Source organism: Micromonospora sp. NPDC049060, assembly GCF_040649055.1.
Taxonomy (GTDB): Bacteria; Actinomycetota; Actinomycetes; order Mycobacteriales; family Micromonosporaceae; genus Micromonospora; species Micromonospora reichwaldensis.
In genome coordinates this window covers 1-14,395 of the sequence record NZ_JBEZEV010000124.1, presented here as the reverse complement: position 1 = coordinate 14,395, position 14,395 = coordinate 1, and the positions used below count along the sequence as shown (strand labels likewise).

The window sequence follows — 14,395 nt, the reverse complement described above, 5'->3', positions numbered from 1 at the left end:
GCTGCGGCCACAGAACAACCTGATCGGCCTGCACCCCCGCCAGACCTGGCTGAAGCTGCCGGAGAGCGCCGCCGGATTCACCGGCCGCCGACGAGCGCGCACCAGGTGTCGAGGTCCAGCTTGCCGTGGGCCGGCAGCCCGTGGACGCGCTGGACGTCCTTGACGGCCGTCCTGGTCGGGTGGTCGTACTCGCCGGTGACGGTGACCCCGGGGTGGCCCCGGAAGTTCAGCAGGAACTGCACGGCGGTGACCGGGAGGCCGGTGGCATCCTTGCCCAGCTCCGGCACCAGGGTCTCCCAGGTGGGCGCGGTGAGGGTGGCGTCGACGTCGACCGCGATGCCGTTGCGGTACTGCCAGTCCTGCACCGCGGCGACGGTGGCGGCGTCGAAGACGCTGTTGACCGGCACGGTGTAGCCGCGGTGGGCCAGCAGGTACTGCACCACCCGGACGCTGGGGGAGCCGACGAAGCGCCACAGGTCCGGCCAGCGGCGGGCCGGCACGTCGGCGAGGTCGGTGCCGAGGGCCTCGAAGACCCGGCGGCGCAGGGCGGGGAACTGACCGTAGAAGGCGGCCCCGGGGCACAGGGTGGTGCGGAAGTCCCAGTGGCCGAAGATGTCGTGGGCGTGCAGCCCGTACCGCCGGCAGATGGTCGCGCAGAGCGTGACCAGCGAGTCCAGCAGCGCCTCCGGCGGGGTCTCGGTGACGTACGTGCCCTCGTTCTCGATGCCGATGGCCCTGCCGTTCTCTCCCGGGCAGTGCGCCGAGATCATCTGCCGGTCGCCGGCGCGCAACCGCTCCAGGCTGCCCCGGCGTCCCTCCATGACGTACCCGCCACGGCTGATCGTGAAGTGCTGGCCGGTGTCGGACCAGCCGTTGCCGTCCATGTGCAGGTTCTGGCAGTCGCGGGCCAGCTTGACCGCCTGTGCCTCGGAGTAGTCGGTGACGTTCGGGAACGCCATGTGGTGCACGATGATCTTGTTGGTGGGGATGGCGCTGACCGCCAGCGGGTCGGCCGGCGGGCGCGCGCCCCACTCGTCGCAGCTGTAGATCCAGTCCAGGTCGGTGCCGGGGTCCGCCTGTGCGGCGGTGGGGAGGGCGAGTTGGCTGCCGACGACCGCGACCGTGGCGGCGCCGAGGCCGGCCCGCAGCAGGGTCCGGCGGTCCAGTGCGGAATTCTCGACGTGCATGGCGTCTCTCCTCTGCGGCCGGAGGTGGGGGCGGGGGCGGCCCCATGAAAAGGAACTCCAGGCGTCGCGTGTGCAGTGGAGGATATTGCCAAGCGTCGGCCGGGCGCTAGAGCACCTGGGAGAGGAAGCGGCGTAGCCGGGGATGCCCGGCCCGCTCGAAGATCGCGGCCGGCTCGCCGGCCTCCAGCACCACGCCGCGGTCCATGAACGCCACCGTGTCGGCGACCTCGCGGGCGAAGCCCATCTCGTGGGTGACCACCACCATCGTCATGCCCCCGGCGGACAGCTCGGCCATCAGCCCGAGCACGCCCTTGACCAGCTCCGGGTCCAGGGCGGAGGTCGCCTCGTCGAAGAGCATCACCTGCGGGCGCAACGCCAGCGCGCGGGCGATCGCGACCCGCTGCTGCTGCCCGCCCGACAGGTGCGCCGGGCGGGCGTCGGCCTTGGCCGCCAGCCCCACCAGCTCCAGGTGCTCGCGGGCGACGGCCACCGCCTCGTCCTCACCGAGCTTGCGGATGCGGCGCAGCGCGAGGGTGACGTTGCGCAGCACGCTCATGTGCGGGAAGAGGTTGAACTGCTGGAAGACCATGCCGATCCGCTGCCGCAGGGCGTCCGGGTCGTCGGCCAGCACGCTGCGCCCGTCCAGCAGCACGTCGCCACGGTCGGGCTCGATCAGCCGGTTGATCGTGCGCAGCAGGGTGGACTTGCCCGACCCGGACGGGCCGATCACGCAGGCCGTCGCACCGCGCGCCACGTCCAGGTCCACCCCGCGCAGCACCCGGTGCGACCCGAAGGCCAGGTGCACGTCGCGGACGCTCAGGCTCACCGAGGTCGTCGTGTCGATGCTCATCGTTGGTTCCCTCCCGCCGCGCCCGGCAGCGCCAGGTCGAGGTCGTCGTCGCCGTCAGCGGGCGCGGCGGCCTGCCGGCCGTGCCGCAGCCGCCGGTCGATCCAGTTGACGGCGTGCGTCAGCGGAACCGTCAGCGTCAGGTAGAACAGCCCGGCCAGCAGCAGCGCCGACTGGTTACCGGTGTTCGCCGCGTAGTCCTGCCCGATCCGGAACAGCTCCCGCTGGCTGGCCAGCAGGCCGAGGAAGTAGACCAGGCTGGAGTCCTTGATGAGCGCGATCAGCTGGTTCACCCAGGCCGGCAGCACCCGCCGGATCCCCTGCGGCACGATCACCAGGCGCATCGCCTCGCCCCAGGACAGGCCCAGCGCCCGGGCCCCCTCCAACTGGGCGGCCTCCACCGACTGGATGCCGGAGCGGAAGATCTCGCCGATGTAGGCCGCCGCGATCAGCGACAGCGCCAGGATGCCCAGCGGATACGGGTTGGGCCCCCACACCTGCATGCCCAGCGGCGCCAGGCCGACGCCGATGAGCAGGATCGTCGCCGCGGCGGGCAGGCCGCGGAACACGTCGGTGTAGACCCGCGCCGGCCACCGCAACCATCGCGTACGCGAGATGCCCGCGACGGCCAGCGCCATGCCCAGCACCGAGCCGAGCAGGGCGGCGGAGATCGCCAGGATCAGCGTGTTGGGCAGCCCCACCGTCAGCATCTCGGGCAGCGCCTCGCGCATGGAGTCGGCGTCGAAGAAGGTCTCCCACAGGGTGCTCAACGGATCCATCGTCGCTCCTACCGCCCCGCTCGCTCGTCGTCCGTACGTCTCAGGAGGTGGCCGACGCCGACGGCACCGCGACCGTGCCGCTGCCCGGCGTGAAGTCGGCCGGGATCGGGCGGCCCGGGTAGTACTGGGCCTGCAGGCGGCTCCACGTGCCGTCCGCGATCACCTCGTCGAGGCCCTTGTCGAGCGCCTCGCGCAGCTTGTCGTTGCCCTTGGCGAACGCGTACGCCGTCGGGGCCGGGCTGAGCAGCTTGGCCGCCACGGTGATCTTGCCGGCGCTGTCGGCGGCCGACTTGTCGCCGATCTCGGCGGGGGCGATCCAGGCGTCGGCCGTGCCGGCCTTGAGCTGGTTGATCGCGCCGTTGTAGTCGGGCACCCGCACCGGGTCGAGCCCCTCGCCGGTGGCGTAGTCGTCCTGGACGGTGCCCTGCACGACCACGACCCGCTTGCCGGCGAGCTGGTCGAAGCCGGTGATCGACGAGCCGGCCGGCACGTCGAGTCCGAAGTGGCCGAAGTCGTAGCCGTTGCCGAAGTCGACGGTCTTCCTGCGCGCCTCCGTGATCGTGATCGAGGAGCTGCCGACGTCGAACTTGCGGTTGTTGACCTGGGAGAGCAGGGCGGAGAAGTCGGTGCCGACGAACTCCACCTTCAGGCCGACCTTCCCGGCGACCGCGACGAGCAGGTCGTTGTCGAAGCCGGTGAACTTGCCGTCCTTGAGGTAGACGTTCGGCGGGGCGTCGGTGAGCGTGCCGGTGCGCAGCACGCCCGGCTGGAGCAGGCCGTACGGGTTGTCGGCCGCGCCGGCCGCGTCGTCGCCGCAGGCGGTCAGGGCGGTGGCGGCCAGGACGGCGGCCACGCCGAGGGCGGCGGCGCGGGTGAGGGAGGAAAGGACTCGCACAGGTGTCTCCGATGAGGTGTCTGCGGCGACGGGCACGGGGCGCGCGTCGCCGACGGTGCGCCCGGTGGGCGTACCGCTGGAATGGTTCGGGGAAAGAAGGGGTGGCGCGGCTAGCGCGCGTCGCCGGGGCGACAGGAGGTGGCGCAGACCCGCATCATGTCGATGTGGCGGCGCCGGATCAGCGCCGGCGACGTCGGGGCCACGGCGGGGACCGCCGGTGGGGCGCAGATGCGGAAGGACATGGCTCTCCTCGGTCGGGACGACCTGGGAACCAGGCCGCGCTTGCACCGGAGCCGCTCCGGTGCCTGGTCCTCACCCGGGGCACCCCTGCGCGGACGAGGGTTGCCGGCCAGCGAGCCGGGGCTTGACGCTGGCGCTCATGACCTGCCGACGAGGCTAGCAGCCCGCCACGGTGGGGCGTCCAGCCGCTATGACCACCCTCACGCGCGCCTGCGGTGACACCCGGTCACTCCTCGATCGCCCCGCCGACCTGCCGCAGGTGCTGCCGGAAGGTGTGGGCGGGGTCGGCGGCGCGGCGGGCCAGGTAGTCGGCGAAGGCGGTCTGCTCCCGCAGCGTCTCCCCGGCGCGGATCCGCCGCGCCTGGACCCGCTCGACGGTCCCGATGCGCTCCGCCGCCGCGAACAGCTCCGCGGCCCGTGCGGCGGGCACGAACAGCACCCCGTCGTCGTCGGCGACGACGAGGTCGTCGGCGGTCACCACGTGCGGCCCGACCCGGGCGCTGGTGAGCGTCTCCGGCTCCCGCGCGTCGAGGCGGCCCGGGCCTGACGGGAGGCTGCCGTAGCTGAAGACGGGCAAGCCGATCTCCACCAGCTCGGGCGTGTCCCGGTGCAGGCCCCAGACGACGAGCCCGGCGATCCCGGCCGCGACGCCCTCCAGCACCGCCAGGTCCCCGACGCACGCCTCGTCGCTCCGGCCGCCGTTGTCGATCACGAGCACGTCGCCCGGGGTCGCGTTCTCGTACGCCTCCAGGAACACGTCCACGCTGCCGTGGTGGCGCACCGGCAGCGCCCGGCCCACGAGGCGGTGACCGGGGACGACCGCCCGGATCCCGGCCGGCGCCGCGCGCGGGGGCACGCCGAGGCGTACGCAGGCGTCGGCGATCAGCGGCGTGGACAGGTCGGCGAAGCGCTCCCGCATGACGTCCTCCCGGCGGTGCGGCGAGTCGTGGGCCGTCATCGTAGGGGGGCCGGTCGGCGCGGTGGCCAGGGCCAATCCGGCGCGGCTGGCCCCCACCGGTGGCGGCGTTCGGGTCTAGACTGTCCAGCGTGATCCCGCCGCATGCCGTCGCCGCCGTGCACGGCCTCTGGGTCACCCCGGACCTCCCGCTCTACGGCGACGGTCACGATCGCTCCGACTACGTTCCCTGACCGGCCCGGCACTCCACCGCCCCCCGGTCCATCTCCGCCACGCTCGGGAGCGCTCAGTCATGCCCGGATCCGATCACCGCCAACTCGTACCGCCCGCCGACCACCCGCCCGCCGACCCCACCGACACCTCCGCCCTCGCGGTGCTGCGGGCGCCGCAGACCGCCCGGGTCCTGGCGGCCAGCCTGCTCGGCCGGCTCCCGCTCGGCGCGGCGCCCCTGGCCCTGCTCGTCTTCGCCCGCGAGACGATGACGCTGACCGTCGCGGGCCTGCTGGTCGGCGCGTTCACCGCCGGCACCGCCGTGGGCCAGCCGATGCTCGCCCGGATGGCGCAGCGCTGGCGGCAGCCGCCGGTGCTGTGGCTCTCCGTGGCGGCGTCGACGATCGGCTTCGCCCTCACCGCCGCGCACGTCAACCTGCCGGTCACCGTGTTCGCCGCCGCCCTGGCCGGGGCGGGCGCGCCCCCGTTCGAGTCGTGCCTGCGGGTGCTCTGGCGCGACCTGCTCCCCGCGCACCGGGTGCAGACCGCGTACACCCTGGACATCGCCGTCCAGGAGCTGATCTTCATCCTCGGCCCGGTGGTCACGCTCGCCGCCGTGGGCCTGGCCGGCCCGACTGGCGGCCTGGCCGCCGCCGCGGGCTTCCAGGCCGCCGGCACCGCGTGGTTCGCCACGACCGACGCGGTCCGGCGCTGGCGGGGCGAGCCGGCGGTACGCCACTGGGCCGGGCCGCTGCGCGCCGGCCGGCTCCGACTGGTCCTCGGGGCGCTGCTGCTGGTCGGCGCGGCGGTGGGGAGCGTGACAGTCGCCGCGACCGGATACGCCGAGGCGGCCGGGGCCCGGTCCTGGGCCGGCTGGCTGCTCGCCGCGCAGGCGACCGGGGCGCTGGTCGGCGGCCTGCTCTACGTGCGCTTCGGCGGACTGCGCCGGCACGCCACGCTGCCGCGCGTGGTCGGCGTCTTCGCCGCCGGCTACCTGCCGTTGCTGCTCACCCCGGCCCCGCCCGCGATGCTGGCGCTGATGGCGGTCAGCGGGCTCGCGCTGCCGGCGCTGCTGACCATCGCCTTCGTCGCGATCGACGACGTGGCGCCCACCGGCACGGTGGCCGAGGCGTTCGCCTGGGCGGCCACGGCGTTCTCGGTGGGCAGCGCGGGCGGCGCGGCGGTGACCGGTGTGGTGCTGGACGCGGCGGGCGAGGTGACCGTCGGCTTCCTGATCGCCCCGCTGAGCGCCGTCGCGGCGTGCGGGATCGCGCTGGTTTCCGCCCGCCTCTCCGGCCGCGGCGGGTCGGCCGGCTGATCCGGCGGGCCGGCCGGCCACCCGCTGCGCCGGGACTACTTCCCGGCGCAGCGGGAAAGGGGCGGCCCGGGGAGCCGTTCGGATCGGGGGTGCCGTGGAAGCGGTCGTGGTCGTCGTGGTGATCGTGGCCGCGCTCCTGGCGCTCGTCGGCGCGCTGAGCGTCCGGCTGGTGCAGCAGTACCAGCGCGGCGTCGTCTTCCGCTTCGGCCGGGTGCTGACGCCGGTCCGGGAGCCCGGCCTGCGGCTGATCGTCCCGGTCGCCGACCGGATGGTCCGGGTCAGCATGCAGACGACCGTCATCGGGGTGCCTCCGCAGGGGGCGATCACCCGGGACAACGTCACCCTCACCGTCGACGCGGTGGTCTACTACCGGGTCGTCGACCCGGTGAAGGCGCTGGTGAACGTCCACGACTACCCCTCGGCCGTGCTCCAGGTGGCACAGACCGCCCTGCGTTCGGTGATCGGCAAGGCCGACCTGGACACCGTGCTCGGCGACCGGGACCGGGTCAACGCCGAGCTGAAGGCGGTCATCGACGCGCCGACGGAGGGGCCGTGGGGGCTGCTGATCGAGCGGGTCGAGGTCAAGGACGTCGCGCTGCCCGAGGGGATGAAACGGTCGATGTCCCGCCAGGCCGAGGCGGAACGCGAACGCCGCGCCCGGGTGATCGCCGCCGACGGCGAGTACCAGGCGTCCCGCCGGCTCGCCGACGCGTCCCGGGCGATGGCGGGCACGCCGGGGGCCTACCAGCTGCGGCTGTTGCAGACGGTGGTGGACGTGGCGGCCGAGAAGAACAGCACGCTGGTGATGCCGTTCCCGGTGGAGCTGCTGCGCTTCTTCGACAAGTTCACCCGCGACGCGGAGCCACCGGCGGCGCAGCGCCCGGAACCCGCCGCGCCGGTGCCCGGTGACGGCCACCGGCGCCCGCAGGCCTGACCCGGGGCGGCGGGCAGTCTCTCAGACCCCGGCCGCCGACTCCGCGGCCGGCTCGCCGGGCTGCGCGGGTACGACCGCCGTCGGCAGCCGCGGCATCGTGAACACGAAGCGGGTCCCGTCGCGGTACGCCTCGTCCAGGCTCAACGTGCCGCCGTGGAACTCGACGACCTTCTTGCACACCGCGAGCCCGATGCCGGTGCCCGGGTACGTGCCACGGGGGTGCAGGCGCTGGAAGATGACGAAGATCTTCTCGGCGTACCGGGGGTCGATGCCGATGCCGTTGTCCTCGACGGCGAAGGACCAGTCCTGCGGGGTCTCCGTCACCGTCACCCGGATCAGCGGCGCCCGGTCGGGGCTGCGGAACTTGACCGCGTTGCCCAGCAGGTTCTGCCAGAGCATGGTCAGCAGGGTCGGTTCGCCCCGCACGGTGGGCAGCGGGTCGCGGGTGATCGTCGCGCCGGACTCGTCCACCGCCCGGGACAGGTTCGACTCGGCCTGCGCGAACACCTCGGCCAGGTCGACCTCCCGCAGCTCACCGTAGACCCGGCCGATCCGGGAGAACGTCAGCAGGTCGTTGATCAGCTCCTGCATCCGGCTGGCCCCGTCGACGGCGAAGCCGATGTACTGCCGGGCGCGGTCGTCGAGCTGGTCGGCGTAGCGGCGCTCCAGCATCTGGCAGAACGACGCCACCTTGCGCAGCGGCTCCTGCAGGTCGTGCGACGCCACGTACGCGAACTGCTCCAGGTCCTCGTTGGAGCGGCGCAGCTCGGCCGCCTGCTGTTCCAGGGCGTCCCGGTCGTGCTGGCTGCGCTCCCACGCCTCCACCACGGTGCGGCGCATCGTCTCCACGTCACTTGTCAGCCGGGCGATGTCGGCGGGGCCGTCGGGCCGCAGCCGGTGCCGGAAGTCGCCGCCGGCCACCTGCCGCACCGAGGCGCCCAGCCGGTCCAACGGGCGCAGCACCCGCGTGCGCACCAGCACGGATCCGACGATCCCGCACAGCAGCAGGGCCGCCAGGATCGCCACGAAGGTCAGGTCCCGCAGCGCCCGGGCCCGGTCGAGGTCGTCCCGGCCGGCGTCCCGGATCCCGTCGAGGCGGGCGACCAGCCCGGTCAGCTCGGCGCGTACCGCCGCGAAGGTCTCCGCGTCCCCGGTCACCAGCGGCGCCAGCTCCTCCGGCGTCCCGCCGGCCTGCCGGGCGGCGACCAGGCGTTCGGCGTACTCGGTGCGCCAGCGGTCGGCCAGCCGCTGCGCCCGGTCGAGGTCGGCCAGCGCCTCCGGCTCGCCGGCGAGCAGCTCGTGCAGCCGGGACATGGTCGCGCGTTCGCTCTCGACGCCCCGCCGGTACGCGTCGAGGAATCGCGGGTCGGCGGTGACGACGTGGCCGCGTACGGCCGCCGCCTGGGCGAGCAGGCCGCTGTCGAGCTGGCCGACCGCCGTACGGGCCGGGGCGACCTGGTCGGCGAGGTGGTTGGAGACCGCGGCGGTGTGCCTCAGCGCGGCGGCGCCGGCGCCCCCGCCGAGCAGGACCAGGGCGGTCATCGTCAGCAACAGGACAGTGAGCCACCGCCGGGTCGTCATCGGCCGACGGGTCGCTGCCTCGGGAGTCGCCTCGCTGCCCACGGCCTGCACCCTAGTCCAGCCGGCCCGGCTGGGAGCGCCGTGGCGCGGTGCGGTTGCCGGCGGGTGGTACCAGTGACGTGTGTCCGTAACCGACCATGCCGCCACCCGCCGGGACGCCCCGGACGTCCGGGGGCCGGAAGCAGCCGTTGCGCCGATGGCCGCGCCGGCTCCCGCGACCACAATGGCGACCGGGGGACGGCCCCACCGTCCCCAGAACGGGGAGGTGCACGCGTGACCGGCTGGCAGGTCTCCGGCTACCGCCCGGTGCGGCAGCTCGGCGCCGGCGCGTCCGGCCGGGTGGACCTCGCCGTGCACGAGGCGACCGGCACCCCGGTGGCGATCAAGTACCTCACCGGCGGCATCGGTGACGACCCGGCGTTCCGCACCGCGTTCCGCGCCGAGGCCCGGCTGCTGGCCGGCATCGACGACCCGCACGTCTCCCGCCTCTACGAGTACGTCGAGTCGCCCGGCGGCGCGGCGATCGTCATGGAACTGGTGAACGGCGTGTCGCTGCGGCAGCTGCTGCGCGCGCACGGAGCGACGACGCCGGAGTCGGCGCTCTGCGTCCTCAAGGGCTCGCTGGCCGGGCTCGGCGCGGCGCACGCCCGGGGCGTCGTGCACCGCGACTACAAGCCGGAGAACGTCCTGGTCACCGCCGAGGGCACCAGCAAACTGGCCGATTTCGGCATCGCCATGCCGGTGGGCGAGAGCTCCGGGGTCAGCGTCACCGGCACTCCCCGCTACATGGCCCCCGAGCAGTGGACGGGCGCCCCGGCGAGCCCGGCCTGCGACATCTACGCGGCCACCGCCACCTTCTACGAGTGCCTCACTGGCCGCCCGCCCTTCGACGGGCGGAACCTGCTCACCCTGCGCCAGCAGCACGCCCACGCGCCGATCCCCACCGAACCGGCCCCCGAGCCGGTGCACGAACTGCTGCGGCACGGCATGGCCAAGCAACCGGCCGAGCGGCCGCAACCCGCCCAGGTCTTCCTCGCCGTGCTGGAGCGGGTGGCGGCCGACGCGTACGGCCGGCGGTGGGAGGAGCGTGGCCTGCGCGAGCTGGCCAGGAGGGCGGCCCTGCTCGCCGCACTCCTGCCGTTCCCGGACGGCACGGGCGGGGCCACCAGCGTGGCCAGCACCGCGTTCGGCGAGGCGACGGACCGGTGGACGTGGCTGCGGTCCGGGCGGGCCCGCGCGGCGCTGGTCGGCGGCGGGCTGGCGGCGGCGCTGCTGCTCGGCGGCGCCGGGTTCAGCTACGCCGGCCGCGAGGAGCCGCTGCCCGCTGCCGGGACGCCCGCACCCGAGGCGCCGGCGGAGCCGACGGGTGCGCCCTCCGAGTCGGCCCCCGCGCCGAGCCCGACGGCCGGGACGACGCCCAGCCCGACGCCTCCCGTCGCACCGACGGCGACGACGGCCGCACCGGAGCCGGCCGGTACCGGCGCGCCGACGACGTCGGCCCCCGCCCCGCCGACCGCGTCGGCCAGCGCCAGCGCCGCGCCGGCGGACACCGTCGCGCCCTCCGTCGACCGGGTCGCGGCCAGCCCGGGCGAACTCGACCCGCGCGGCTGCCCGTACGGGCCGACGTCCAGCACGATCTCCGCGGTCGTCGCCGACGACCGTACGGCCACCGGGGAGCTGAGGGTGAGCCTGCGGTACACGCTGGACGGTCGCACCACCGAGGTGCCCATGGCGTCGGGCGCGCGCGGGGTGTTCCGGGGCGTCCTGGGCGAGCTGCCCCAGCCGAAGAGCAGCACCCGGATCCCGGTCCGGGTCGTCGCCGTGGACGAGGCCGGCAACGCCTCGCCCGAGGGCCCGCCGGTGTACGTGACGCTGCGCTCGTTCTGCACGCCGGGCTGAAACCGGACACTTCGATGCCGACCACGACGACGGAGGGCGGGCCGCCGTGACCCAGCCGAACGACCCGACCGAGGCGCTGCCCGCCCGCCGCCAGCCGGACGACGGCGCCGCGACCGCCCGCCTGAACGTCCACCAGCCGCAGCCACAGGCGGAGCCCACCGCGCACCTGCCCTCGCGCGACGCGACGGTGCACCTGGCCGGTGGGCAGCCGACCGCGCGCCTTGCCTCCGATGAGGCGACCGTGCGCCTGGCGGCGGGGGAGCCGACGACGCACCCGCCTTCGCGCGACACGACCATGTACCTGGCGGGGACGGCACCGTCCCCGGCTTCGGGTGAGGCGACCGTGCGCCTGGCGGCGGGGGAGCCGACGGCGTCCCCGGCCCACGGTGCGGCGACCGTGCGTCCGGACCTCGGCGAGGCGACGATGCCGCAGCGCGCCCTGGGCGGGGGCCCCGGGCCGTGGCCGGCGGCGCGGCACGCGCCGGGGGAGTGGACCGCCCGGGCGACGGCCACGGAGGTCGGGCACGTGGCCGGTGCCGGGCGTACCACCGCGCCCGGTCCGGGGACGCAGCTCGGCCAGCCCGGCGGGCACGCCGTCCCGCCCGGCGGGGAGGTGCGGTTCGGGCCGGGCGTGCCGACGACCCCACCACCGGCACCCGCGTGGCCGGCGCCGGCGCGACGGCGGTCGCCGTGGCGGACGGCGGCCTCGGTGCTGTCGACCCTGCTGACCGTCGCGCTGCTCGCCGCCGTCGGCCTCTACCTCTGGCAGCGGATCAGTCCGCTCGAGGTGACCGGGGTGACGGTGGCGGTGCCGCAGCCGGCCGGCGACCGGTGCGACGTCACCGTCGACGTGGTCGCCACCGTGTCGACAAACGGCCGGGCGGGGGAGATCCGTTACCAGTGGCTGCGTACCGGCAGCGCGCCCGGCAGCCTGCTCACCGAGCGGGTCGGGTACGGCCAGCGCACCGTCGAGTTGACGCTGCGCTGGGCCTTCAGCGGCGTGGGCAGCACGACCGAGACGGCCACGGTCAACATCACCTCACCGGCTCCGGTGCAGGCCCAGGCCCCGGTGTCCTACGGGTGCCGGCGCCGCTGACCGGGCGTTTCCCCGGTCGCCGCCGGGGGTAGGTCGGGCCGGACGAACCCGGATGCCGTGTGGAGGAATTCCGATGAGAGACAACTTCGGCGACGCGGTGGGGGACGCCCTCCGGTCGGTGATGCTGTTCCTGCCCAAGGCCGTCGCCTTCGTGGCGATCCTGGTGGCCGGCTGGCTGATCGCCAAGGCCGTGCTGAAGATCGTGGACAAGGTGCTGGAGCGGGTGGGCTTCGACCGTGCCGTGGAACGCGGCGGGGTCCGCCGGGCCCTGGCCCGCTCCCGGTACGACGCCAGTGACATCGTCGCCAAGCTGGCCTACTACGGGGTGCTGCTGGTGACCCTCCAGCTGGCCTTCGGCATCTGGGGGCCGAACCCCATCTCCGACCTGATCGCTGGTGTGATCGCCTGGCTGCCCCGGGCCTTCGTCGCGATCGTCATCGTCGTGGTGGCCGCCGCCATCGCCAACGCGGTGAAGGACATCATCAGCGGCGCCCTCGGCGGGCTGTCGTACGGCCGGCTCCTGGCCAGCATCGCCTCCGTGTTCATCCTCGGCCTGGGCGTCATCGCCGCGCTCAACCAGATCGGCGTGGCCACCGCGGTCACCACTCCGGTGCTGATCGCGGTGCTGGCCACCGTCGGCGGCATCCTCGTCGTCGGGGTGGGCGGCGGGCTGGTCCGTCCCATGCAGAGCCGCTGGGAGTCGTGGCTGAGCCGGGCCGAGCAGGAGTCGCGGCTGATCGCCACGCACGCGCGCGCCTACCAGGCCGGACGCCGCGACAGCGAGGCCCACCTCGCCGCGGCGGCCACGCACGGCGGCGACCCGGACGCCACGCAGGTGGTCTCCGGTTCCCGCGTCGACACCGACCCGGAGGCCACCCAGGTGGTCTCCGCCCCGCGCGTCGGGGCGGACCCGGACGCCACGCAGGTGGTCTCCGGTCCCCGCGTCGACACCGACCCGACCGTGCCCGTGCCGCGACAGGGCGACCCGGACGCCACCCGGGTCACCTCGGGCGGCGCCACCGTCCCGGCCCGCCCGGCCGGCGAGGACAGCGAGGCCACCATGGTGATCCCGCCGCTGGAGGGCGAGCAACGCCGCCGCTGACCACACCGCCGGGGTGGGATCCACATCGGATCCCACCCCGGCGCGTGTCCGGCGAAGGGCGTGACGGCCCGGGCCGGCGCGGCTACCATCGCGGCATGACGTGGCGATGTTGATGCACTGCTAGGGGCCACTGCCGTGGGCCGCCGCGGTCGCCGTACGTCCGGCGTCCGCTTCGTCCTCACGGGAAGGTCCCATGACTGTCCACCCTCCGCGCGCGTCCGACGCGCGCGTCCGCCGGCTGGCGGCCACCCTCTACGGGTACGCGTTCCTCAGCGAACTCGTCCTGCTCTATCCGCTGTACGCGCTGCTGTTCAGCGACACCGGACTGTCGGTGTGGCAGATCTCGTCGCTGTTCGTGATCTGGTCGGCCGCCAGCATCCTGCTGGAGGTGCCCTCCGGCGCGTTCGCCGACGCGGTCTCCCGGCGGCTGCTGCTCAGCCTCGCGCCGGTGCTCACCGCCGCCGGCTTCGCCCTCTGGGTGCTCGTGCCCTCGTACCCGGCCTTCGCCGTCGGGTTCGTGCTCTGGGGCGCCGGCGGGGCGCTCGCCTCGGGCGCGCTGGAGGCGCTGGTCTTCACCGAACTCGACCGCCTGGGCGCTGCCGGCCGCTACGCCCGCGTCATCGGCCGGGCGAAGACGGCCGGGACGATCGGCGTGCTCGCCTCGATCCTGCTGGCCGGTCCCGTGTTTGCCGTTGGCGGCTACCCGGCCGTCGGTGTGGCGAGCGTGCTCGCCTGCCTGCTCGCCGCCGCCGTCGCCACCCGTCTCCCCGAACACCGTCGACGCGAGACCGCCGATGCCGACGCCGAGTCCGTCCGGGCCGACGCCGACTCCGTCCGGGCCGACACCGACTCCGTCCGGGCCGACGCCGCGCCCGCCTTCGTCGTGGGCGACGGCGGACCGGACGGGCCCGGGCGCGACGGGGGACCGGAGCGGACCGGGCACGACGGAGGGGCGGACGACGACGAGGACCTCGGCTGGTGGGCGAGCCTGCGGGCGGGGCTCGCCGAGGTCCGCGCCGACCGGACCGTGCGCGCGGCGGTGCTGCTGGTCGCGGTCGTCGCGGCCGTCTGGGGCGCCCTCGACGAGTACACGCCGCTGCTGGCCCGGGACACCGGCGTCGGCGAGGCGACCGTGCCGCTGCTGCTCCTGCTCACCTGGCTCGGGGTGGCCGTGGGCGGCCTGCTGGCCCCGGCGGGGGAGCGGCTGACCGCCCGGGGGTACGCCGGTCTGTTGGCGCTGTCGGCGCTGGCCCTGGTCGCGGGGGCGCTGTCCGCCCGGCCGGCCGGCTTCGCGCTACCTGGAAGCGGCGAGCAGTCCCTACCTCTACGCCCTCAACGAGGCCATGCCGGGCCGGATGCCGACCGGCTTCGTCCGGCACTACCGCACGAAG

12 protein-coding genes, 1 pseudogene and 1 riboswitch are annotated in these 14,395 nt (G+C 74.9%); of the genes and pseudogenes, 6 read left to right on the top strand and 7 right to left on the bottom strand.

Going from position 1 to position 14,395, the window contains the following annotated elements; translation table 11 throughout:
• Positions 1-77: 77 nt before the first annotated feature.
• The 6 genes from AB0B83_RS28380 to AB0B83_RS28355 form a co-directional block, all read right to left on the bottom strand.
• Complete coding sequence (locus tag AB0B83_RS28380; RefSeq protein ID WP_357580729.1) at positions 78-1,187, bottom strand: N-acetylmuramoyl-L-alanine amidase; 1,110 nt, start codon at positions 1,185-1,187, stop codon at positions 78-80.
• A gap of 106 nt (positions 1,188-1,293) precedes the next feature.
• Positions 1,294-2,037 (bottom strand): amino acid ABC transporter ATP-binding protein, encoded by a 744-nt coding sequence (locus AB0B83_RS28375; protein WP_357580728.1) that lies wholly within the window; start codon positions 2,035-2,037, stop codon positions 1,294-1,296.
• Positions 2,034-2,813 carry an amino acid ABC transporter permease gene (locus tag AB0B83_RS28370; RefSeq protein ID WP_311413527.1) on the bottom strand — a complete coding sequence of 260 codons (780 nt, stop codon included), beginning with the start codon at positions 2,811-2,813 and terminating at the stop codon, positions 2,034-2,036. The genes AB0B83_RS28375 and AB0B83_RS28370 overlap by 4 nt, the downstream gene beginning before the upstream one ends.
• Before the next feature lie 40 nt (positions 2,814-2,853).
• On the bottom strand, positions 2,854-3,708 hold the full coding sequence (locus AB0B83_RS28365; protein WP_357580727.1) for an ABC transporter substrate-binding protein: 855 nt from the start codon (positions 3,706-3,708) through the stop codon (positions 2,854-2,856).
• A gap of 110 nt (positions 3,709-3,818) precedes the next feature.
• Complete coding sequence (locus AB0B83_RS28360; RefSeq protein ID WP_357580726.1) at positions 3,819-3,950, bottom strand: hypothetical protein; 132 nt, start codon at positions 3,948-3,950, stop codon at positions 3,819-3,821.
• A 31-nt stretch (positions 3,951-3,981) separates the two neighbouring features.
• A riboswitch (SAM riboswitch) is annotated at positions 3,982-4,093 on the bottom strand.
• An 81-nt stretch (positions 4,094-4,174) separates the two neighbouring features.
• Positions 4,175-4,867, bottom strand: coding sequence for an RraA family protein (locus tag AB0B83_RS28355; RefSeq protein ID WP_357580725.1), 693 nt, complete (start codon positions 4,865-4,867; stop codon positions 4,175-4,177).
• A gap of 289 nt (positions 4,868-5,156) precedes the next feature.
• Here AB0B83_RS28355 and AB0B83_RS28350 point away from each other — a divergent pair, with 289 nt between their 5' ends.
• Together AB0B83_RS28350 and AB0B83_RS28345 are read left to right on the top strand one after the other, a co-directional pair.
• Positions 5,157-6,392, top strand: coding sequence for an MFS transporter (locus tag AB0B83_RS28350; protein ID WP_357580724.1), 1,236 nt, complete (start codon positions 5,157-5,159; stop codon positions 6,390-6,392).
• 94 nt (positions 6,393-6,486) lie between these two features.
• Positions 6,487-7,326 carry an SPFH domain-containing protein gene (locus AB0B83_RS28345; protein WP_357580723.1) on the top strand — a complete coding sequence of 280 codons (840 nt, stop codon included), beginning with the start codon at positions 6,487-6,489 and terminating at the stop codon, positions 7,324-7,326.
• Positions 7,327-7,347: 21 nt separating this feature from the next.
• On the opposite strand, the gene AB0B83_RS28340 is transcribed toward AB0B83_RS28345, so the two are convergent.
• Entirely contained in the window at positions 7,348-8,907 is a 1,560-nt protein-coding gene (locus tag AB0B83_RS28340; protein ID WP_357580722.1) for an ATP-binding protein, read from the bottom strand.
• A gap of 273 nt (positions 8,908-9,180) precedes the next feature.
• On the opposite strand from AB0B83_RS28340, the gene AB0B83_RS28335 reads away from it, so the two are divergent.
• From AB0B83_RS28335 to AB0B83_RS28320, 4 genes and pseudogenes are all read left to right on the top strand, one after another.
• Positions 9,181-10,806 carry a protein kinase gene (locus tag AB0B83_RS28335; protein WP_357580721.1) on the top strand — a complete coding sequence of 542 codons (1,626 nt, stop codon included), beginning with the start codon at positions 9,181-9,183 and terminating at the stop codon, positions 10,804-10,806.
• Between the two features lie 46 nt (positions 10,807-10,852).
• Entirely contained in the window at positions 10,853-11,902 is a 1,050-nt protein-coding gene (locus tag AB0B83_RS28330) for a hypothetical protein (RefSeq protein ID WP_357580720.1), read from the top strand.
• A gap of 52 nt (positions 11,903-11,954) precedes the next feature.
• A complete protein-coding gene (locus AB0B83_RS28325) occupies positions 11,955-13,004 on the top strand; it encodes a hypothetical protein (protein ID WP_357580719.1) in 1,050 nt (349 codons plus the stop codon).
• Between the two features lie 193 nt (positions 13,005-13,197).
• Positions 13,198-14,274: pseudogene (locus AB0B83_RS28320) on the top strand (MFS transporter); the annotation flags it as partial.
• Positions 14,275-14,395 lie beyond the last annotated feature (121 nt).

Bases quoted from the DNA above. Each gene is read 5' to 3' on its own strand.
- AB0B83_RS28360 (WP_357580726.1), bottom strand. From the start codon at position 3,950: ATGTCCTTCCGCATCTGCGCCCCACCGGCGGTCCCCGCCGTGGCCCCG.
- AB0B83_RS28375 (WP_357580728.1), bottom strand. From the start codon at position 2,037: ATGAGCATCGACACGACGACCTCGGTGAGCCTGAGCGTCCGCGACGTG.
- AB0B83_RS28380 (WP_357580729.1), bottom strand. From the start codon at position 1,187: ATGCACGTCGAGAATTCCGCACTGGACCGCCGGACCCTGCTGCGGGCC.
- AB0B83_RS28355 (WP_357580725.1), bottom strand. From the start codon at position 4,867: ATGCGGGAGCGCTTCGCCGACCTGTCCACGCCGCTGATCGCCGACGCC.
- AB0B83_RS28325 (WP_357580719.1), top strand. From the start codon at position 11,955: ATGCCGTGTGGAGGAATTCCGATGAGAGACAACTTCGGCGACGCGGTG.
- AB0B83_RS28340 (WP_357580722.1), bottom strand. From the start codon at position 8,907: ATGACGACCCGGCGGTGGCTCACTGTCCTGTTGCTGACGATGACCGCC.
- AB0B83_RS28350 (WP_357580724.1), top strand. From the start codon at position 5,157: ATGCCCGGATCCGATCACCGCCAACTCGTACCGCCCGCCGACCACCCG.
- AB0B83_RS28370 (WP_311413527.1), bottom strand. From the start codon at position 2,813: ATGGATCCGTTGAGCACCCTGTGGGAGACCTTCTTCGACGCCGACTCC.